Below are 20908 nucleotides of genomic sequence, written 5' to 3'. Positions count from 1 at the left end.
GGTCAGCGGACCGCGACGGTGAGCAGCGTCAGGGCCGGCTCGTGGGTCTCGACCTCGAAGCTCCCGGTCTGCGTCGCGGTGAGCCGCAGCGTCGTCGGCACCCCGGCCTTGAGCTGCTCCTCCACGTCGAAGCCGTGGGCGTGCAGCTCGTCGTCGTGGTCGCTCGTCACGACGAGCTCGAGCGTCGACCCCACGGCGAGGTCGACGAGCGCCGGCGGCGGCGTCACCGTCGTGCCGGTGATGCCCACCTCGAGCCGGGTGACCGCGCCGGAGGTCGCGGCGACCCCACCGCCGGCGGGCCCACCGCCCGACCCACCGTTCGGCGACGACGCCGAGCAGGCGGAGACGCCGGCGAGGGCGAGGACGCACACGGCATACGGGAGGGCTCGGATCGCACGCATGGCTCCGATCCTAGGTGGGGCCGTCTGGCAGAGTGTCCCCATGTCCGACCGGCTGACCTCGCTCGATGCGTCGTTCCTCTACCTCGAGGAGTCGACGACCGCGATGCACGTCGGGTCGGTCATGGTGTTCCAACCGCCGCGCGAGGGCTTCGACTACGACCAGCTCGTGCGGATCATCGAGAGCCGCATCGGCGCGATCCCGCGGTTCCGCCAGAAGGTGCGCGACGTGCCCGGTCGCATCGCCAACCCGGTCTGGGTCGACGACGAGGCCTTCGACATGAGCTACCACGTGCGCCGCGCCGGCCTGCCCCGCCCGGGCAGCGAGGAGCAGCTGCAGGACTTCGTCGCCCGCGTGCAGCCCCGCAAGCTCGACCGCACGCGCCCGCTCTGGGAGGTCTACCTCGTCGAGGGCCTCCACGACGGCCGCTTCGCCATCGTCACCAAGACGCACCACGCCCTCATCGACGGGGTCAACGCCCTCGACATCGCGCACGTCATCGTCGACGCCGTCAAGGGCGAGGAGCTCGACGAGGGCGTCGTGCCGTGGGAGCCCGGCCGCCCGCCCTCGTCGGTCGAGCTCGTGACGGGTGCGCTCGTCGACGCCGTGCGCCGGCCGACGCAGGTCGTCGACCTCGTGCGCGGTGGGCTCAACGACGCCCTCAACGTCGGCCTGCGGGCGGCCGAGTCGGCGGGGCAGGTGCTCTCCACGGTCGCGCGCACCGCGGCCCGCCCCGCGCCCGACTCGCCGCTCAACGCCGAGGTCGGCTCGGCGCGCCGCTGGGTCATGGTCGCGACCGACCTCGACGACTACCGCGTCGTGCGTCGACGGCTCGCCCGGGGCGCGTACGCCGAGGACGTGACGATCAACGACGTCGTCCTCGCGACGATCGCCGGTGGCCTGCGCGCCTGGCTGCTCGGCCGGGGTGAGGCCGTCAGCCCGCACACGGCGGTCCGTGCCATGGTGCCGGTCAGCATCTACGGCGACGACCCCGCCGGGATGTACGCCAACCAGGTCATGGCCTGCGTCGTCAACCTCCCCGTCGGCGAGCCCGGCGCGTCGATGCGGCTGCACCAGATCGCGTTCGCGATGCGCCAGCAGATGGAGGGTGGGCAGGCGGTCGGCGCGACGTCGCTCGCCAACCTCGCGGGCTTCGCGCCGCCGACGCTGCACGCCCTGGGTGCCCGCCTCGGCTCGGCCATGTCGCGCCGGCTCTACAACGTCATGATCACCAACGTCCCCGGCCCGCAGTCGCCCCTCTACGCCGGCGACGCGGAGATGCTCTCGACCTACCCGGTGACCCCGCTCGCCAAGGGCCAGGCGCTCTCGATCGGCATCACGTCGTACAACGGTGGCGTCTACATCGGGCTCAACGCCGACCGCGACGCGATGCCCGACGTCGACGTGCTCGGCCAGTCGATCGTCGATTCGCTCGCCGAGCTGACGAGCGGGAGGGAGTCCTGATGCCGGTCGTCCGCGTCTACGTGCCGCTGGGGCGCGAGTCACTCGAAAAGCTCGTCGCGACAGGCTCGCTCGCCGCCGGCCCCGGCACACCGCGCATCGCGTATGCCGTCACGCCGGGTCTCGCGTCCAGCGCGCCGGGCCTCGACGTCGAGGACCTCGAGTACGCCGCGTTCTGCGACGCGGTCGAGGCGGCGTCCGGGCTGCGCGCCGCACCGGCCGACCGCCGCGTCGTCGCCGCCGCGGACGTCGACCCCGGCGCCGTCGTGCCGCGCGACGGGTCTCCCGTCTCGAAGGTGGCCCTGACGGCCGCCGTGCCGCTCTCGCGGATCGCGTCGTTCCACGTCGACGACGAGGTCACGGTCGGGCAGGACGACGAGGCCGACGAGCTGCTCTGGTACGACGTCACCGAGCTCGACGACGTCCACGCCTTCTTCCTCTCCTCCGGGGCCTGACCCCTCGTGGCGCTCGACGAGGTGGTCGCCCTCTACGACGCCGACGGGGAGGTCTGCGGGTCCGCCCCGCGCTCGGTGATGCGGGCCGACAACCTCCGGCACGCCGCGTCCTCGGTGGTGGTGCGCGACGGCGCCGGTCGCGTCTACGTCCACCGGCGCACGACGACGAAGGACGTCTACCCCGGGCTGCTCGACCTCGCGGCGGGCGGCGTGGTGCTCGCAGGCGAGGACCCCGCCGACGGGGCCGTGCGCGAGGTCGACGAGGAGCTCGGCGTCCACGGGGTGCCGCTGGAGCCGTGCGGGGTGCAGGACTACGCGGACGAGGTGACGCGCTACCGCGCGTTCCGCTTCGTGGTCACGTGGGACGGACCGATCCGGTGGCAGCCGGAGGAGGTCTCGTGGGGTGAGTGGGTGGCTGTGGCCGAGCTCGTGCGCCGCCTCGACGAGGCGCCGCAGGACCTCGTTCCCGACAGCGTCGCGGTGTGGGGACCCCTCGTGCGGTCCTGGCTCGACGCTCCGGCCTGACGGGAGTTCGGAGGCTCTCCGCGTGGGGGCCGTCCCACGTGCTGGGCCGGGGGAGTTGCCGGGCCGGGGTCCCTTGTTACGTTGCGCGGATGGACTTCACCGCTGACGAGTACGCCCGCCGCGACGCCGACCGGGTGCGCGAGATCCTCTCCGGCCCGCCCGTGACGTGGGTGTTCCTCGGCGACAGCATCACCCAGGGCGTGACGCACACGCACGGCTACCGTGGCTACGTCGAGCACGTCACCGAGCGCGTGCGCGGCGAGCTCGGCCGTCGGGGTGACGCCGTCGTCAACTCCGGGGTGTCCGGAGCGACGACCGAAGACCTGCTGCCCGAGTTCCACTGGCGCGCAGGACGATTCGCGCCCGACATCGTCGTGGTGATGTTCGGCACCAACGATATCGTCGCCGGTGCCGACGGGGTGCGCGCCTTCCGCTACCGCCTCGACCAGATCGTCCAGCGCTCCCGCGACGTCGGCGCGACGGTGGTGCTCCAGACGCCGCCGCCCGTGCTCGCGGAGGGGGCCCGCACGCCGGAGCTCATCGCCCTCTACGCCGAGGCGGTGCGCGAGGTGGCCCGCGACCTCGGGGTGCTCGTCGTCGACCACGCCGCGGCCTGGGCGGCGGCCGCGGCCGAGCACGACGTGGAGGTCGCGCCCGACGGCTGGCTGAGCGACACGTTCCACCCGGGAGCCCGTGGCCACCACGAGATGGCGCTCACGCTGCTCGACGCGCTCGGCCTCGCCGCCGACGACAGCGCGGTCTGCTCGCTCTCGATCGACGACCCCGTGGGCGTCTCCGCCTGAACCGAACCCGTCGCCCGTCCGCACACCCCGGCTCGCCGCCGCGGGTCAGGGGCGGTTCAGGGTCGGATCAGGGCCGACCCGGGCAGCGCCGGGGCCCGGCCGGCGACAGGATGGTGCCATGACAGATCCGATGCACACCCCCTACGGTCAGGGCCTCCCGGCCACCCCCGCGACCACGAGCGAGGAGCGCACGTGGGCCGTGCTCGGCCACCTCGCCGCCATCGTCGCCGCGGTCATCTCCGCCGGCTGGCTGAGCTTCGTCGGGCCCCTCGTCATCTGGGCCCTCTACAAGGACCGCAGCGCCTTCGTCCGGCAGGCCGCCGCGGGCTCGTTCAACTTCAACCTCGCGGTCTGGGCGGCCATCGTCGTCGGCTGGGTCCTGTTCTTCACCGTGATCCTCATCCCCGTGGCGATCATCGTCTGGGGCGTCGCCATCGTCGCGGCCCTGGTCTTCCACGTCCGCGCCGCCATGGCGGCGAACCGGGGCGAGCTCTACCGCTACCCCTGGGGCATCACCGTCCTGCGCTGACCGGGCGCTCGGCGTCTGGCCCTCACGGGGTCTGCGGCGGACGTGGAACGATGGGGTGGCCCGCCCACGAGGCGGGCCACCCCATCGCGCCCCCGTGGGGGCGCACACCGTGCCAACCGCAGGAGAACTTGATGGACGCCGTGACCCACGTGCCCGCCCCGGCCAACGAGCCGGTGCTCGACTACGCGCCCGGCTCGACCGAGCGTGCTGCGCTCGAGGTCGCGCTCGCCGAGCTGGGGTCGACCCAGACCGAGCTGCCCCACACGATCAACGGCGAGCGGGTCGTCGGCACCGGGCGCAGGATCGCCGTCCGGCAGCCGCACGCGCACCGCAAGGTGCTCGGCTCGATGCGCAACGCCACCGTCAAGGAGGGCCGCGCGGCCGTCGAGGCCGCCAAGGCCGCCGCCCCGATGTGGCGCGCGCTGTCCTTCGACGACCGGGCCGCCATCCTGCTCAAGGCGGCCGAGCTTCTCTCCGGCCCGTGGCGCGCCCGACTCAACGCGGCGACGATGCTCGGCCAGAGCAAGACGGCCTACCAGGCCGAGATCGACGCGGCCTGCGAGCTCATCGACTTCTGGCGGATCAACGTCCACTTCGCCCGGCAGATCCTCGAGCAGCAGCCGCCGCTCAACGCCAAGGGCATCTGGAACCGCTCCGACTACCGCTCGCTCGAGGGCTTCGTCTACGCGATCACGCCGTTCAACTTCACCGCCATCGCCGGCAACCTGCCGACGGCGCCCGCGCTCATGGGCAACACCGTCGTGTGGAAGCCGAGCCCGACGCAGCAGCTCGCCGCCCAGCTGACGATGGAGCTGCTCGAGGAGGCCGGCATGCCGCCCGGCGTCATCAACATGGTGACGGGCGACGGCATCAACGTCAGCAAGGCCGCCCTCGCCGACCCCGACCTCGCGGGCATCCACTTCACCGGGTCCACCCCGACGTTCAAGCACCTCTGGCACGAGGTCGGCACGAACCTCGACCGCTACCGCACCTACCCCCGCCTCGTGGGGGAGACCGGCGGCAAGGACTTCATCCTCGCCCACCCGAGCGCCGACCCGGCCGTGCTGCGCACCGCGATGATCCGCGGCGCCTTCGAGTTCCAGGGCCAGAAGTGCTCTGCCGCCTCGCGCGCCTACGTGCCGGCGTCGGTCTGGAAGAAGATCAAGGCCGACCTCGTCGACATCACGAACGGCCTGACGCAGGGCGACGTCACCGACCTGTCGAACTTCGTGGGTGCCGTCATCGACGACCGCGCCTTCGCCAAGCACAAGGACGCCATCGACCGCGCGCACGCCAACCGCGGGATCGACGTCGTCGCGGGTGGCACCTACGACGACTCCGTCGGCTACTTCGTGCGCCCGACCGTGCTCGAGATCAAGGACGCCGCCGACGAGTCGTTCCGCACCGAGTACTTCGGCCCCATCCTGTCGGTGCACGTCTTCCCGGACGCGCAGTACGACGCCGTGCTCGACCAGATGGAGAGCTTCGCGCCGTACGGGCTGACCGGCTCGATCATCGCCCAGGACCGTCGCGTCATCGCCGACGCGACCGCGCGCCTTCGCTACGCCGCCGGCAACTTCTACGTCAACGACAAGCCGACCGGCGCCGTCGTCGGCCAGCAGCCCTTCGGCGGCGGCCGTGCGTCGGGCACCAACGACAAGGCGGGGGCGGCGCAGAACCTGCTCCGCTGGACGAGCGTCCGCTCGATCAAGGAGACCTTCGTGCCCCCGACGACGCACGCCTACCCGCACATGGGCTGAGCCCCGACAGGCCCCGAGCAGGTATGCCGCTGGGCCCGTCTCCGGCAGGAGGCGGGCCCAGCGGCATGCGGGGTCGAGGTGACCCGGGTCGCGACCGGCGACCGTGCCCGCGTCAGGCGCGCTCGGCGAGCCAGGCGGTGCCGGTGCGGCGCTCGCTGCGGATCGAGCTGACGACGGCCGGGGTGGCCGCCTTCTCGACCTTGCCGCCGAAGAGCGGGATCGAGGCCTTGAGGTCACCGTCGACGGCGACCTGGGTGCCGGCACCCGTGGCGACGATGCGGATGACGCCGCGCATGGCGACCGGCGCACCGGAGACCTCGACCGTCATCGTGCCGTCGCGCGAGCCGTCGGCGGTGGGGCCGCCCCACTCGTAGGTCTCGGTGATCGTCAGGGTCGAGCCGATGACGGACCGGGCGAAGTCGGGCAGGCCGTCGGCGGGCAGGTCACGCTTGGTGACGACCCGAGCGCCCTCGGCGACCGGGGTGACGGCGGCCTCGTGGTGCAGCGCACCGGCCTCGACGCACTTGCGCCCCTGGAATTCCGGGTCGGTGAGCATGGCGTACACCGCGTCGGGTGCCGCGGCATACGTGATCGTCTCGGAGATCTTCATGGCGACACGCTATTGCACGCCCCGACGGCCCGCCCCGCCGTGTCGGGGACCGCGGCACACCCGTGGAAACGCCCACCGGGCCCGGCTGGAAGTGCGCCACGGCGCAGGTGCAGCCGGCGCCCGGCTTTGATCGTGGCTGGAAGTGCGCCACGGCGCAGGTGCAGCCGGCGCGGGGCTTTGATCGTGGCTGGAAGTGCGCCACGGCGCAGGTGCAGCCGGCGCGGGGCTCTGATCGTGGCTGGAAGTGCGCCACGGCGCAGGTGCAGCCGGCGCGGGGCTCTGATCGTGGCTGGAAGTGCGCCACGGCGCGGATGGGGTGTGCCGGGTGGCTCGGTCGGCCGCGTCGTGCGGGTCCCGGGTGGCGGGGTCAGGCCCCGGTGCGGGCGCGCGCCGAGAGCGTGGCGAGGCGAACCGTCGACGACTCGAGCTCGCGGCGCAGGTGGGCGAGCTCGCGCGAGCGCACCGCGGTGACCCGGTTGAGCCGCTCCTGCAGCCGCTCGCGCTCGTGCAGCCGCGCCCGGGGGTCGGCGCCGCTCGGTCCGGGCCGCTCGACGACGAGGTGGCCGTCGACGACGAGGTCGTGGCGGCCGAGCTCGCCGTCGAGGGCGCGCACGCGGGCAGCCGCCTCGGCCGCCGTCGTCGTCCACGCCTGCAGGAGGAGGCCCACGGCGTCGAGCTCGGTCGCGACCCGCAGCAGCAGCGCTCGCTCGTGGTGCGTCGCGTCGGCGTCCGACCCGCGGGCGGCCCCCTCGAGCTCGCCGACGAGGTCGGCGAGCCCGGCGGCCTGGCGCACGAGCGTGCCGCCGAGGGCCGACGTGGCGAGCGGGTCGCCGGGGGAGGGGGTCACCGGGGACCGTCCCCGAGCAGGCGCTCCTCGGCGGCGTCGGACAGGGCCCGCAGCGCGTCCGCCGCCTGCTCCACCCAGGCGTCGAGGGCGCGCTGGGTCGGCAGGTCGCCGAGGTCGGGCACGTGCGTCAGGAGCACGTCCGACATGGCGAGCGTCGACGCGCGCGTGCGAGCGAGGGCCGCGTCCGTGGCGCGACCGCCTCCGCGCGGCCGACGGCCTGCCTCGTCCATGGCACCACTCTAAGGACCACGCCGACACGCCCCGCGACGTTCTCCACCGGGGCAGGTGCGGCGAGCGCGGCCGACGGCGCTAGGCTCACATGGTGAGATGCGCGGCACAACGACGTGTCGCCGCACAGGCCACACGGTGAGGAATCCGACAACCGCAATGACTGCGTCACTCGAACAGTCTCGTATCGACGTCCTGAAGGCCGCCGCCGCGGCCGTGGCGCCGCCACCACGACGGGGAAAGGGCCGCTCCACCCCGGACGGCCTGCGGGAGCTCGAGGACTTCCTCTTCGCCTACTACCGCATCGTCGCGACGGAGGACCTCCTGGCCCGCCCGGCCCGTGAGCTCGCGACGATCGCCACCGTGCACCGCGCCTTCGCGCAGGAGCGACCGGTCGGCTCGTTCAACGTCCACGTCTTCAACCCGACCGCCGACGACGAGGGCTGGTCGACCGGCCACACGGTCGTGCAGGTCGTCGTCGACGACATGCCCTTCCTCGTCGACTCCGTCGTCGCCGCCCTCGGTGGCTTCGACCGCGGGGTGCACCTCATCGTCCACCCGCAGATGACGGTGTCGCGCACCATCACCGGTGAGCTGCGCTCGGTCATCACCGACGGGTCGACGACGGTCGAGTCGTCGTCCGTCGGGCTCGTGCGCGAGTCGTGGATGCACCTCGAGATCGACCGCCTGCCCGCCGATGCGCTCCCCGAGGTCGAGACCCGCCTGCGGCACGTGCTCGAGAACGTGCGCGACTCGGTCGAGGACTGGCCGAAGATGCGCGCGCACGCCCTGACGATCGCGAGCGAGCTGCGCTCCGCGACGCCCCCCGGCACCGACCCGCACCACGCCCGTGAGGCCGCCCGCTTCCTCGAGTGGCTCGCCCACAACAACTTCACCTTCCTCGGCTACCGCGAGTACTCCCTCACGCACGAGGACGGCAACGACGTCTCTCGGCAGGTCCCCGGCACGGGGCTCGGCCTGCTCCGCTACGACCGGCCCTCTGCCGGAAAGGGACTCGTGCTGACACCGGCCGCCAGCCGGGCCGCTCGCGACTCGAGCATCCTCATCATCACCAAGGCCAACTCGCGCGCCACGGTGCACCGCGACGTCTACCTCGACTACATCTCGATCAAGCGCTTCGACGCCCGCGGCGAGTGCGTCGGGGAGCAGCGCTTCCTCGGGCTCTACGCATCGGCCGCCTACAACGACACGATCCACGACATCCCGCTGCTCGACGTGCGTGCCCAGGAGGTGCTGCGCCTCACCGGCCTCAGCGCCGACAGCCACTCGGGCAAGGACATCCTGCAGATCCTCGAGACCTACCCGCGCGACGAGCTCTTCCAGACGACGCCGGCCCAGCTCGCCGAGATCGCGACGAGCGTCCTGCACCTGCAGGAGCGCCGCAAGACCAAGCTCTTCCTGCGCCGTGACGAGTTCGGCCGCTTCGTGTCGTGCCTTGTCTACCTGCCCCGTGACCGCTACAACACGACGGTGCGGCTGCGCATCGAGTCGATCCTGCTCGAGGCCTTCGGCGGCGAGAACATCGACAACACGACGCGCGTCAGCGAGTCGACGCTCGCCCGCCTGCACTTCGTCGTCCGGATGCCGGCCGGCACAGACATCCCCGACGTCGACGAGGTGGCCCTCGAGCGCCGCGTCATCGACGCGACCCGCACCTGGGACGAGGACCTCTCCGAGGCCCTCTCGCAGGCTCGCGGGCTCGAGGGCGCGGCACGCACGATGGCGGCCTACGCGAAGGCCCTGCCCGAGGCGTACAAGGAGGACTTCGACGTCACGACGGCGGTCGACGACCTCGACCGCATCGACGCGCTCGGCGACGGCGACCGCACGACGGCCCTGCACCTCTACGACGACCCGGCCTCCGACGACCCGCGCGAACGACGGTTCAAGCTCTACCGTCGCGCCGACCTGTCGCTGACGCAGGTGCTCCCGCTCTTCACCCACCTCGGCGTCGAGGTCACCGACGAGCGCCCCTACGAGGTGCCGGGTCCCGACGGCCGCACGCTGCACATCTTCGACTTCGGCCTGTGCGCCGACGCCACGACGTGGGGCTCCGGCGCCGCCTCGGTGGCCGACGTGCGCGAACGGTTCGAGGAGGCCTTCCGCGCCGTCTGGGACGGTCGCGCGGAGTCCGACGGCTTCAACGCCCTCGTGCTCGCCGCCGGTCTGACGTGGCGCCAGGTCGTCATCCTGCGCACCGTGGCGAAGTACCTGCGCCAGACCGGTTCGACGTTCTCGCAGGACTACGTCGAGTCGGCCCTCGCCGCCAACACCGGCATCGCCCGCAACCTCGTCGAGCTCTTCGAGGCACGGTTCGACCCGGACGCGTTCCCCGACACCCCCGCCGGTCACGACAAGCGGGCGGCGCGCGAGAAGACGGTCGTCGCCCGGGTCAAGGACGCCCTCGACGACGTCGCCAGCCTCGACCACGACCGCATCGTGCGTGCCCTGCTCGGCGTCATCCAGGCGAGCCTGCGCACGAACTTCTACCAGCCCGACGAGAACGGCCACGACAAGTCGTACGTCTCGCTCAAGCTCAACCCGAAGAAGGTGCCGGACCTCCCGGCGCCGCGCCCGATGTACGAGATCTGGGTCTACAGCCCCCGGGTCGAGGGCGTGCACCTGCGCTTCGGCAAGGTCGCGCGCGGCGGCCTGCGCTGGTCGGACCGGCGTGAGGACTTCCGCACCGAGATCCTCGGCCTCGTCAAGGCGCAGATGGTCAAGAACGCCGTCATCGTGCCGACCGGCAGCAAGGGTGGCTTCTACGCCAAGCAGCTGCCCGACCCCGCCGTCGACCGCGCGGCCTGGATGGACGAGGGCATCGGGTCCTACAAGCTGTTCATCTCCGGCCTGCTCGACGTGACCGACAACCTCGTGTCGGGCGAGGCCGTGCCGCCGCACCGCGTCGTGCGCCACGACGAGGACGACACGTACCTCGTCGTCGCCGCCGACAAGGGCACGGCGAAGTTCAGCGACATCGCCAACGGCCTGTCGTCGGACTACGGCTTCTGGCTCGACGACGCCTTCGCCTCGGGCGGCTCGGCCGGCTACGACCACAAGGGCATGGGCATCACCGCCCGCGGTGCGTGGGAGTCGGTCAAGCGCCACTTCCGTGAGCTGGGCGTTGACACGCAGTCGGAGGAGTTCACCGTCGTCGGCGTCGGCGACATGAGCGGCGACGTCTTCGGCAACGGGATGCTGCTCTCGGAGCACATCCGGCTCCTCGCGGCCTTCGACCACCGCCACATCTTCGTCGACCCGGACCCCGACGCCGCCGTGTCGTTCGCCGAGCGGCGCCGGATGTTCGACCTGCCGGGCTCGTCCTGGGCCGACTACGACGAGAGCCTCATCAGCGCGGGCGGCGGCATCTTCCCCCGCTCGGCCAAGTCGGTGCCGGTCTCGCCGCAGATGGTCGCGGCCCTGGGCCTGCGCGCCAACACGAAGTCGATGACGCCGGCCGACCTCATGCGCGCCATCCTGCTCGCACCGGTCGACCTGCTCTGGAACGGCGGCATCGGCACCTACGTCAAGGCGACCGGCGAGACGAACACCGAGATCGGCGACCGCGCCAACGACGCGATCCGCGTCAACGGGACCGACCTGCGCTGCAAGGTGATCGGCGAGGGCGGCAACCTCGGGATGAGCCAGCTCGGGCGCATCGAGGCCGCGCTGGCGGGCGTGCGCGTCAACACCGACGCGATCGACAACAGCGCCGGCGTCGACACGTCCGACCACGAGGTCAACATCAAGATCCTGCTCACCGAGCTGACCCGCTCGGGCGAGCTGACGATGAAGCGGCGCAACACGCTGCTCGCGTCGATGACCGACGAGGTCGCCGAGCACGTGCTGCGCGACAACTACGAGCAGAACGTGCTGCTCGGCAACGCCCGCGCGCAGCAGCACGGCATGCTCGGGGTGCACGAGCGCCTCATCCAGTTCCTCGAGGCCCACGGCGACCTCGACCGCTCGCTCGAGTTCCTGCCGAGCGACGCCGAGATCGCCCGTCGCCAGAAGGACGGGCTCGGGCTCACCTCGCCGGAGTTCTCGGTGCTCGTCGCCTACGCGAAGCTGTACCTCAAGAACCAGCTCATCGCGACGGCGTTGCCCGACGACCCGTGGTTCGACACGACGCTCGCCGAGTACTTCCCGAAGCCGTTGCGCGGCAAGTACGCCGAGCAGATCGCCGCCCACCCGCTGCGCCGCGAGATCATCACGAACTCGGTGGCGAACTCGATGGTCAACCGCGGCGGCATCACCTTCGCCTACCGGGCCGGCGAGGAGACGGGGGCGACGCCCGAGCAGGTCGCCCGCGCCTACGTCGTGTGCCGGGAGGTCTTCGACCTCGCCGGCTTCGTGCGGCGCGTCGAGGCCACCGACAACGTCGTGAGCACGGCCGCGCAGACGGCGCTCTACCTCGAGTTCCGCCGCCTCATCGACCGTTCGGTGCGGTGGTTCCTCACGTCGCGACCGGCGACCCTCGACATCGCGGCCGAGGTCGCGCGCTTCGGCCCCGGCATCCGGGCGTATGCCGACCGGTTGCCCGAGCTGCTCCAGGGCAGCGAGCGCACGCGCCTGACGCGACGGGCCCGTGAGCTCGAGGGCAAGGGCATCCCGGACGAGCTCGCCCTCGGCGCGGCCTCACTGCTCGACACGTACTCGCTCCTCGACTGCATCGAGATCGCGGAGGACGCGGGGGAGCAGCTCGGCGACGTCGTCGCGCTCTACTTCCTCACGTCCGAGACCTTCTCGATCGACGCGATGCTGACACGCGTCACGGCGCTGCCGCGTGACGACCGCTGGGACGCGATGGCCCGTGGCGCCCTGCGCGACGACCTCTACGCCGTCCTCGAGAGCCTGACCCGCTCGGTGCTCGAGGTCACCAGCTCCGGGCGCGCGCCCGAGGCGCGGCTGCAGGAGTGGTCGGAGCTCAACGCGGACGCCCTCGGCCGCGCTCGTGCGGCGCTCGGCGGCATCGAGCGGATGAGCCACGCCGGCATCGCCGCGCTCTCGGTCGCCCTGCGCACCCTGCGCACGGTGACCCGGCCGGCCACCTCGACCGTCGCGGCCCCGGTGGAGGTGCCGGCACCCTCGAACGGGTCGTCGGCGAACGGGACGGCGACCAAGGCGGCCAAGGCGGCCACGAAGGCGCCCGCCCAGAAGGCGTCGGCCAGGAAGACGCCAACCTCGACGGCGTCGGCCACCGAGGCGGCGGCGACGAAGAAGGCGCCCGCGAAGAAGGCCTCCGCGAACAAGGCCCCCGCGAAGAAGGTCCCCGCGAAGAAGGTCCCCGCGAAGCAGGCGCCCGCGAAGAAGGCCGCCTCCCGGTAGTCAGGCGCCGCGCGACCGGCCGGCCGGCCCCCGTGTCCATGGGGGCCGGCCGCCGTGTCCCCGGGACCGGACGCCGGGCCGGCCGGAGCGCCCGATTAGGCTCGTGCCGTGGCGACACTGAGCGAGCTCCTGCGAGGTCGGACCGACCTGCCCGACCACGACGTCGAGTGGCTCCAGCTGCTCGTCGGCGACTGGCAGCTCGTGGCGGACCTCTCGTTCGCCGACCTCGTGCTGTGGGTGCGCACCGTGACCGACCGCTGGGAGGCCGTGGCCCACGTGCGGCCGACGACCGGCCAGCTCGTCTTCGTGGAGGACCAGGTGGGCCGCGCGGCCGACCCCGGCCGCACCCGTGACCTGCTCGACGAGGCCGCGGCCGAGCAGCGCATCCTCCGGGTGCGCCAGGTCACGGTCGCCCACGAGCACGGGCCCGACCAGTCGGTGCGGGAGGAGTACATCCCCGTCGTGCGGGGCGGGCACGTGGTGGCCGTCCTCACCCGGCACACCAACCTCTGGACCACCCGCACCCCGAGCCGGCTCGAGCTGACCTACCTCGCGACCGCCGACGCGCTGTGCCGCATGGTGACCGGCGGGGAGTTCCCGCACAGCAGCGCCCCGACGGGCCTGCGGCGCGGCGCGCCACGGGTCGGCGACGGCGTCATCCGGCTCGACGTCGACGGGGTCGTGACCTACGCGAGCCCCAACGCCGTGTCGGCGCTGCACCGGCTCGGCCACCTCGGCGAGGTGGTCGGCGCCAGCCTGGCCCAGATCGTCACCGACAACCTGCGCGACGCGTCGCCGGTCGACGAGGGGCTGCCGCTCGTCGTCACGGGCCGCCAGCCGTGGCGCACCGAGGTCGTGGCGGGCGGCACCACCGTCTCGATGCGGGCCATCCCGCTGACCGAGGCCGGCCAGCGCTTCGGAGCGATCGTGCTGCTGCGTGACGTGGGCGAGCTGCGCCGCCGCGAGCGCGAGCTGCTGACGAAGGACGCGACGATCCGCGAGATCCACCACCGGGTCAAGAACAACCTGCAGTCGGTGGCCGCGCTGCTGCGCCTGCAGGCCCGCCGCCTGCCCGACGGCGAGGCCCGGGCCGCGCTGGCCGAGGCCGAGCGCCGCGTCGGCACGATCGCGATGGTCCACGACCAGCTGAGCCAGGGCTTCGACGAGACCGTCGACTTCGACCCGATCGCCCAGCGGGGCCTGGGCGCCGTCGTCGAGGTGTCCTCGAACGGGGCGCCGGTGAACACGGTGACGGAGGGGTCGTTCGGGCGGCTGCGGGCCGAGGACGCGACCTCGCTCGCGATGATCATGAGCGAGCTCGTGCAGAACGCCATCGAGCACGGCCTGGGCGACGCGGGCGGGCTGGTGCGGGTGCGCATCGGCCGCGACACCGACGACCGCGGCCAGTCGGTGCTCGCCGTGTCGGTGGAGGACGACGGCGCGGGCATCGACCCGGCCCGCCGCCCCGGCAGCGGGCTGGGCACGCAGATCGTGCAGTCCCTCGTCGCCGACCTCCAGGGCCGCATCACCTGGGAGCCGGTGAGCCCGCACGGCACGCGGGCCCGCTTCACCGCGGTGCTGCGCCCGCTCACCTGAGCGTCCGCGGCTCCCGTGCCCCCGGGCAGCCAAAAGCCCGGCGACCGTGGTCGGTCACCGGGCTCGCGGACGGTGGTGCAGGTCGGTGGAGCGTCAGCCGGCGCGGCGGGCCCGCGCGTTGCGGCGCTTCAGGGCTCGGCGCTCGTCCTCGGAGAGGCCACCCCAGACGCCGGCATCCTGACCGGTCTCCAGGGCCCACTTGAGGCAGGTGTCGATGACCGGACAGGTCCGGCACACGGCCTTCGCCTCTTCGATCTGCAGGATGGCCGGGCCGGTGTTCCCGATCGGGAAGAACAGCTCCGGATCGGCCTCCAGGCAGGCAGCGCGGTCGCGCCAATCCATGGATCGTGCTCCTTCATGTATGTGGTTCGGCACCGACGTCCGGGTATCGGTCGCGGTGCATGTTCTCGGGCGCCAGCGTCGTTGTCGGAGCCTGATCATGGGCCGTGGGCCACGGGGATGCCCCCTGACCAACGGAAACGCGCACGAAGTTGTTCCGTACGCGCTGTCGGCCATGATCGAGTGTGACGGGATCCATGTCCGTGTTCAACGCGCGGGAGCCGATCACACCAAGGATTGAGTCTATCGGCAGACGGCTCCCAGTTCCATACCTCAGCGGCCGTGGCGCGCGCGGCGACGGTCCGCGGGGGGCCGAGAGCCGCCCGTCGGTAGGGTGGTGGGGTGGAAGAACCGACGTCCCCGACCCGTGACGTGCGCGGATCGCACCGTGCCGCAAGCCTGCTCACGCTCCTCGAGGCACTCGTGGTGCTCGGCTTCGCCGGCTTCTACGTCTACGAGATGGTGACCGGCGCCACAGACGACCTGACCCGCGCCGCGACCTCCGGCGTGCTCATCCTCGTCTTCGGCGTGGCCCTGATCGTGCTGGCGCGCGGCTGGGCCCGCGCCTCGGACTGGGCGCGCACCCCGACGGTGCTCTGGAACGTCCTCCTGCTGCCCGTCGCGTGGTCGCTCCACGAGTCCGACCGGACGCCCGTGGCGCTCGGCGTGGCCGCCGTCGCCCTCGCGAGCATCGTGGCAGCCCTCGCGGCGCCGGGCCGCCGGTCCACCGACCTCGTCAGCTGAGTGAGAGCCAGTCGTTCCAGCCGTTGTGCAGCACGAGCCACGCGATGAGGCCGTAGCCGGCCTGGCCGGGGTGCACGCGGTCGGGGCTCGCCGCGAGGTCGGCCATCCACTGGTCGTGCGTGGCGAGCGGCCGGTAGCAGTCGACGTAGGTGATACCGCGGCGCGCGCAGACGTCGGCCTGCGCCTCCGCGAGGGCCTCGATGCGCCGGTTGAGCTCGTCGTCGAGCGTCGGGGTGAGGCCGACGACGAAGACGCCGATGCCGGCGTTCGTGGCCTCGTCGAGCACGTTGGCGAGGTTGAGCCGCGAGCGCGCCATCGTCAGCCCCGACACGAGGTCGTTCGTGCCCACCGACAGGACGAGGCGGCGCTCGCCGCGCCCGGCCCAGCGCGGGTGGCACTCGGCGTTCCAGCGGGCCACGACGTCGCCGGAGGTGTTGCCCCGCACGCCGAGGTTGTAGGCCGTGAGGTCGAGGTCGGGGTGCTGCGTGCGGGCCACGACGCGGCCCACCCAACCGAGCCCCTTGGGGTCGCCGTAGCCGGCGGTCATCGAGGAGCCGAGGAAGATCATGCCGACGTCGCGCACGCCGTCCGAGACGGTCAGCTCGGCGCTCGGCGCGTAGTAGGGGTCGTCACCCGCGGTGGCTCCGGTCGGGCCCGTCTGGGACGCCTGGGGGGCGCCGGACGCGGTCGGCACGCCCCCCGTGGGGGTGCCGACGGGCTCGGGGGCGGCATACCGGCCGGCGCGCGTGGGCGCCTCGTCGACGAACTGGGTGTGCGAGGACGGGTAGGCCGGACCGACGCCGTACGGTTCACGGGGGATCTCCCCGGTGGGCGTGCGGTCGGTGCTTCTCGTGCCGCTCGTGCGGTCGTTGCGGTCGGTCACGTGCTCAGTCCTCGTCGTCGTCCAGCCGGGCGAGCCACGTCGCGAGTCGCTCGACCGGCACCTCGAACTCCGGGTTGAGGTCGACGAACGTGCGCAGCTGGTCGGCGAGCCACGCGAGCGTGACCTCCTCCTCGCCGCGGCGGGCCGCCAGCTCCTCGATGCCCCTGTCGGTGAAGTACACGTAGCGAGGCTATCGCGCCCGCCGGTGGGCCCGGTGCAGGCGCCCCGGGAGCAGGCCCGGGGAACGCGCGAGGGGCCCCGCCGTCGTGGCGGGGCCCCTCACGGTTGCGGCCCGTCGGGCCGGACGGACGCCTCCGTCGGCGCCGGTCAGCGACCGAAGGCGCCGGTCAGCGACCGAAGGCGCGGTCCATCAGCTCGGCCTGCTCGACCGCGTGCTTCTTCGACGACCCCGTGGCCGGCGACGCCGAAGCCTTGCGGGCCACGACCCGCCACGGCCGGTTCTCGCCGAGGTCGCAGAGGTCCTCGTGCAGCCACTGCGCCATGAGCGGCCAGGCACCCTGGTTGCGCGGCTCGTCCTGGACCCAGACGAGCTCGGCGCCCGGGTACTTCGCGACGGCGTCGACGATCTCCTGCTCGGGGATCGGGTAGAGCTGCTCGACGCGGATGATCGCGGTCGAGGTGTCGCCGCGCTTCTCCCGTTCGGCGTCGAGCTCGTGCACGACCTTGCCGCTCGCGAGCAGCACGCGGGTGACGTCCTTCGTCGCGCCCTCGTGGTCGGGCAGGACGGGCCGGAAGCCGCCTTGCGTGAACGCGTCGACCGGGCTGGCCGCGGCCTTGCTGCGCAGCATCGACTTCGGGGTGAAGACGACGAGCGGCGTGCGCGGACGGGCGTAGGCCTGCCGGCGCAGCAGGTGGAAGTAGCTCGCCGCGGTCGACGGGTAGGCGACGGTCATGTTGTTCTCCGCGCACAGCTGCAGGTAGCGCTCGATGCGCGCCGAGCTGTGGTCGGGGCCCTGGCCCTCGTAGCCGTGGGGGAGGAGCAGCACGACCGAGCTGCGCTGGCCCCACTTCTGCTCCGAGCTGGAGATGAACTCGTCGACGATCGTCTGCGCGCCGTTGCCGAAGTCGCCGAACTGGGCCTCCCAGAGCACGAGCGCGTCGGGGCGCTCGACGGAGTAGCCGTACTCGAAGCCCATCGCGGCGTACTCCGAGAGCAGCGAGTCGTAGACCCAGAAGCGGGCCTGTCCCTCGCCGAGGTAGAGCAGCGGGGTCCACTCCTCCGCCGTGTCCTTGTCGATGAGCACGGCGTGACGCTGGACGAAGGTGCCGCGACGGCTGTCCTGACCGGCGAGGCGGATCGGCGTGCCCTCCTTGAGCAGGGTGCCGAAGGCGAGCAGCTCGGCCATCGGCCAGTCGATGCCGCCGTCGTGGACCATCTGGGCGCGCTTGTCCATGAGCTGCTTGAGCTTCGGGTGGATCGTGAAGCCCTCGGGCGGGTTGGCGAAGGTCTCGCCGATGTGGACGATCTCGCTGGCCGGGACACCCGTCTCGGTGGCCGAGCGCGCCGGCGCCACGTCGTCCTCGACCTGCGCCGTCGGCCGCTCGAGGCCGGCGTTGTCGGGGGCGTCGGACTCGCCGTCGGCGGCGGCGGACTCGGCAGCGGCGGCCTTCTTCGCCTCGCGGGTCTCGATGAACACCCGCTCGAGCTGCTGCTGGTAGTCGCGCAGCGCGGCCTCGGCGTCCTCGACGCTGATGTCGCCGCGCCCGATGAGCGACTCCGTGTAGAGCTTGCGCACCGACCGCTTGGCCTCGATGAGGTTGTACATGAGCGGCTGCGTCATCGACGGGTCGTCGCCCTCGTTGTGACCGCGGCGGCGGTAGCACACCATGTCGATGACGACGTCCTTGTTGAACTCCTGGCGGAACTCGTAGGCGAGCTCGGCCACGCGCACGCAGGCCTCGGGGTCGTCGCCGTTGACGTGGAAGATCGGCGCCTGGATCATCCGCGCCACGTCGGTGGAGTACACCGACGAGCGCGAGCTGCTCGGCGAGGTGGTGAAGCCGACCTGGTTGTTGATGACGATGTGGATCGTGCCGCCGGTGCGGTAGCCGCGCAGCTGCGAGAGGTTGAGGGTCTCGGCGACGACACCCTGGCCGGCGAAGGCCGCGTCGCCGTGCATGAGCACGGGCAGCACGGTGAAGGACTCACCGGCGAGGTTGAGCCGGTCCTGCTTGGCGCGCACGATGCCCTCGAGCACCGGGTTGACGGCCTCGAGGTGGCTCGGGTTGGCCGCGAGGTAGACCTTGGTCTTGCTGCCGTCCTCGGAGACGAACTGGCCCTCGGTGCCGAGGTGGTACTTGACGTCGCCGGAGCCCTGGACCGACTTGGGGTCCTGGGTGCCCTCGAACTCGCGGAAGATCTGGCCGTACGACTTGCCGGCGATGTTCGCGAGCACGTTGAGGCGTCCGCGGTGCGGCATCCCGATGCACACCTCGTCGAGGTCGTCGCTCGCCGAGCGGCAGAGAATGCGGTCGAGCAGGGCGATGACCGACTCGCCGCCCTCGAGGGAGAAGCGCTTCTGCCCGACGAACTTCGTCTGCAGGAAGGTCTCGAAGGCCTCGGCGGCGTTGAGGCGGCGCATGATGCGCATCTGCTCGTCGCGGTTGGCCTTCTCGTAGGGCCGCTCGACCTTGTTCTGGATCCACTTGCGCTGCTCGGGGTCCTGGATGTGCATGTACTCGATGCCGACGGTGCGGCAGTACGAGTCACGCAGGATGCCGAGGATCTTGCGCAGCTTGAGGAACGGGTAGCCGCCGAAGCCGCCGGTGGCGAACGTGCGGTCGAGGTCCCACAGGGTCAGGCCGTGCGTCGTGACGTCGAGGTCGTGGTGGCGTCGCTGCTTGTACTCCAGCGGGTCGGTGTCGGCCATGAGGTGGCCACGCACGCGGTACGCGTGGATGAGCTCCTGCACGCGGGCGACCTTGTTGATGTCGTCGTCGTGCGAGGAGTCGATGTCCTGGATCCAGCGGACCGGCTCGTAGGGGATGCGCAGCGACTCGAAGATCTCGTCGTAGAAGCGGTTGTCGCCGAGGAGCAGCTGGTGGATGATCCGCAGGAAGTCGCCGCTCTGGGCGCCCTGGATGATCCGGTGGTCGTAGGTCGAGGTGAGCGTGAGGATCTTGCTCACGGCGTTCTTGTTGAGCGTCTCGTGGCTCGCGCCCTGCCACTCGGCCGGGTAGTCGAGGGCGCCGACGCCGATGATGGCGCCCTGGCCCTTCATGAGGCGCGGGACCGAGTGCACGGTGCCGATGCCGCCGGGGTTGGTCAGCGAGATCGTCGTGCCCTGGAAGTCCTCGACCGTCAGCTTGTTGCCGCGGGCCTTGCGCACGATGTCCTCGTAGGCGGTCCAGAAGTGGACGAAGTCCATCTCCTCGGCCGACTTGATGGAGGGCACGACGAGCGTGCGGCTGCCGTCGTCCTTCTGCAGGTCGATGGCGAGACCGAAGTTGACGTGCGCCGGCTGCACGAGGGCGGGCTTGCCGTCCTTCTCGGTGAAGCCATTGTTCATCTCCGGCATGATCGCCAGGGCCTTGACCATGGCGTAGCCGATGAGGTGGGTGAAGCTGACCTTGCCGCCGCGCGAGCGGGCGAGGTGGTTGTTGATGACGACGCGGTTGTCGATGAGCAGCTTGGCCGGCACGGCGCGCACGCTCGTGGCCGTCGGGACCGTGAGGGAGACCTCCATGTTGGCGACGACGCGCGAGGAGGCGCCACGCAGGGGCGAGACCACGTCCTCGTTGACCGGGCCGGTGCCCTTGACGGCGGGGATGTCACGCGGCTTCGGCGTCTCCGCCTCGGCGGGCTTCGCCTCGACCGGCTTGGTCTCGACCGGCTTGGCCTCGGTCTTCGCCTCGGTCTTCGCGGCCGGGGCGGGCCCGCTCCCGGCGGCCGGAGCCGGGGCGGCCTTCGCGGCGGGGGCGGGCTCGCTCTTCGCGGTGGCAGCGCCGGCGCTGCCGTTCGCGGTGCCGTTCGCGGTGCCGTTCGCACTGCCGTTGCCGTTGGCCGTGCCGGCGGCGGGGGCGGCGGTCGGCGCCGGAGCCGTGCGACGCGGGGTCGCGCTCGCGTCAGCCTCACCCGGCCGGTAGTCCTCGAAGAACCCCCACCAGGCCTTGTCGACCGACGACTTGTCGGTCAGGTACTGCTGGTAGAGCTCGTCGACGAGCCATTCGTTCGGCCCGAATGCTGCAATCGGGTCACCGGACGTGGACTGATCGGACACGGCGAATGCGCCTCTTTCGTTGGCTGGGGAGCGACTCCTGCGTATACAGGGGTCAAGCCTAGCCCTCCGCGTGCCGATACCGGACGAGGGCTCGGATGTCGAACCCGCGTCGTCGGGAGGCGTTCGTCACGTTCGGCGG

At 72.0% G+C, this 20908-nt stretch carries 17 protein-coding genes; 9 read left to right on the top strand and 8 right to left on the bottom strand.

Annotation, left to right across the window (positions count from 1 at the left end; genetic code table 11):
• Window positions 1-2: 2 nt before the first annotated feature.
• On the bottom strand, window positions 3-401 hold the full coding sequence (locus tag ABT295_RS07120) for a hypothetical protein (protein ID WP_352393699.1): 399 nt from the start codon (window positions 399-401) through the stop codon (window positions 3-5).
• 40 nt (window positions 402-441) lie between these two features.
• On the opposite strand from ABT295_RS07120, the gene ABT295_RS07115 reads away from it, so the two are divergent.
• The 6 genes from ABT295_RS07115 (at window position 442) to pruA (ending at window position 5932) form a co-directional block, all read left to right on the top strand.
• Window positions 442-1863 (top strand): WS/DGAT/MGAT family O-acyltransferase, encoded by a 1422-nt coding sequence (locus ABT295_RS07115; RefSeq protein ID WP_352393698.1) that lies wholly within the window; start codon window positions 442-444, stop codon window positions 1861-1863.
• On the top strand, window positions 1863-2315 hold the full coding sequence (locus tag ABT295_RS07110; protein WP_352393697.1) for a DUF6912 family protein: 453 nt from the start codon (window positions 1863-1865) through the stop codon (window positions 2313-2315). The genes ABT295_RS07115 and ABT295_RS07110 overlap by 1 nt, the downstream gene beginning before the upstream one ends.
• A 6-nt stretch (window positions 2316-2321) precedes the next feature.
• Window positions 2322-2840: an NUDIX hydrolase gene (locus ABT295_RS07105; protein WP_352393696.1), complete on the top strand. Its 519-nt coding sequence runs from the start codon at window positions 2322-2324 to the stop codon at window positions 2838-2840.
• Window positions 2841-2929: 89 nt separating this feature from the next.
• The gene (locus ABT295_RS07100; RefSeq protein ID WP_352393695.1) at window positions 2930-3643 is read left to right on the top strand and encodes an SGNH/GDSL hydrolase family protein; all 714 of its coding nucleotides are present in this window, start codon (window positions 2930-2932) and stop codon (window positions 3641-3643) included.
• 118 nt (window positions 3644-3761) lie between these two features.
• Complete coding sequence (locus ABT295_RS07095) at window positions 3762-4172, top strand: DUF4870 domain-containing protein (RefSeq protein WP_352393694.1); 411 nt, start codon at window positions 3762-3764, stop codon at window positions 4170-4172.
• Window positions 4173-4303: 131 nt separating this feature from the next.
• A complete protein-coding gene (gene pruA / locus ABT295_RS07090; protein ID WP_352393693.1) occupies window positions 4304-5932 on the top strand; it encodes an L-glutamate gamma-semialdehyde dehydrogenase in 1629 nt (542 codons plus the stop codon).
• A gap of 112 nt (window positions 5933-6044) precedes the next feature.
• Here the strand turns inward: pruA and ABT295_RS07085 are convergent, their stop codons facing one another.
• From ABT295_RS07085 to ABT295_RS07075, 3 genes are all read right to left on the bottom strand, one after another.
• Complete coding sequence (locus ABT295_RS07085) at window positions 6045-6542, bottom strand: DUF2505 domain-containing protein (protein ID WP_352393692.1); 498 nt, start codon at window positions 6540-6542, stop codon at window positions 6045-6047.
• Between the two features lie 367 nt (window positions 6543-6909).
• Window positions 6910-7389 (bottom strand): hypothetical protein, encoded by a 480-nt coding sequence (locus ABT295_RS07080; protein ID WP_352393691.1) that lies wholly within the window; start codon window positions 7387-7389, stop codon window positions 6910-6912.
• Window positions 7386-7619: a hypothetical protein gene (locus ABT295_RS07075; RefSeq protein WP_352393690.1), complete on the bottom strand. Its 234-nt coding sequence runs from the start codon at window positions 7617-7619 to the stop codon at window positions 7386-7388. Before ABT295_RS07075 ends, ABT295_RS07080 begins: the two co-directional genes overlap by 4 nt.
• A 157-nt stretch (window positions 7620-7776) precedes the next feature.
• Here ABT295_RS07075 and ABT295_RS07070 point away from each other — a divergent pair, with 157 nt between their 5' ends.
• Window positions 7777-12966 (top strand): NAD-glutamate dehydrogenase, encoded by a 5190-nt coding sequence (locus ABT295_RS07070; RefSeq protein WP_352393689.1) that lies wholly within the window; start codon window positions 7777-7779, stop codon window positions 12964-12966.
• Window positions 12967-13074: 108 nt separating this feature from the next.
• Window positions 13075-14562 (top strand): sensor histidine kinase, encoded by a 1488-nt coding sequence (locus tag ABT295_RS07065; RefSeq protein WP_352393688.1) that lies wholly within the window; start codon window positions 13075-13077, stop codon window positions 14560-14562.
• A gap of 93 nt (window positions 14563-14655) precedes the next feature.
• On the opposite strand, the gene ABT295_RS07060 is transcribed toward ABT295_RS07065, so the two are convergent.
• A complete protein-coding gene (locus ABT295_RS07060) occupies window positions 14656-14904 on the bottom strand; it encodes a WhiB family transcriptional regulator (RefSeq protein ID WP_030194844.1) in 249 nt (82 codons plus the stop codon).
• A gap of 339 nt (window positions 14905-15243) precedes the next feature.
• Between ABT295_RS07060 and ABT295_RS07055 the strand changes: the two genes are divergently transcribed.
• Window positions 15244-15645 carry a hypothetical protein gene (locus ABT295_RS07055; protein WP_352393687.1) on the top strand — a complete coding sequence of 134 codons (402 nt, stop codon included), beginning with the start codon at window positions 15244-15246 and terminating at the stop codon, window positions 15643-15645.
• Here the strand turns inward: ABT295_RS07055 and ABT295_RS07050 are convergent.
• The 3 genes from ABT295_RS07050 to ABT295_RS07040 form a co-directional block, all read right to left on the bottom strand.
• A complete protein-coding gene (locus ABT295_RS07050) occupies window positions 15638-16528 on the bottom strand; it encodes a GDSL-type esterase/lipase family protein (RefSeq protein ID WP_352393686.1) in 891 nt (296 codons plus the stop codon). The genes ABT295_RS07055 and ABT295_RS07050 overlap by 8 nt on opposite strands.
• A gap of 4 nt (window positions 16529-16532) precedes the next feature.
• Window positions 16533-16709 carry a DUF6104 family protein gene (locus ABT295_RS07045; protein ID WP_352393685.1) on the bottom strand — a complete coding sequence of 59 codons (177 nt, stop codon included), beginning with the start codon at window positions 16707-16709 and terminating at the stop codon, window positions 16533-16535.
• A 166-nt stretch (window positions 16710-16875) separates the two neighbouring features.
• Window positions 16876-20769: a multifunctional oxoglutarate decarboxylase/oxoglutarate dehydrogenase thiamine pyrophosphate-binding subunit/dihydrolipoyllysine-residue succinyltransferase subunit gene (locus ABT295_RS07040; protein ID WP_352393684.1), complete on the bottom strand. Its 3894-nt coding sequence runs from the start codon at window positions 20767-20769 to the stop codon at window positions 16876-16878.
• Window positions 20770-20908: the final 139 nt, after the last annotated feature.

It is taken from the genome of Terrabacter sp. NPDC000476 (assembly GCF_040300125.1).
In the GTDB taxonomy this organism is placed as follows: domain Bacteria; phylum Actinomycetota; class Actinomycetes; order Actinomycetales; family Dermatophilaceae; genus Terrabacter.
Note: the sequence above shows the minus strand (reverse complement) of the source record. Positions and strands in the feature narration are given on the sequence as shown.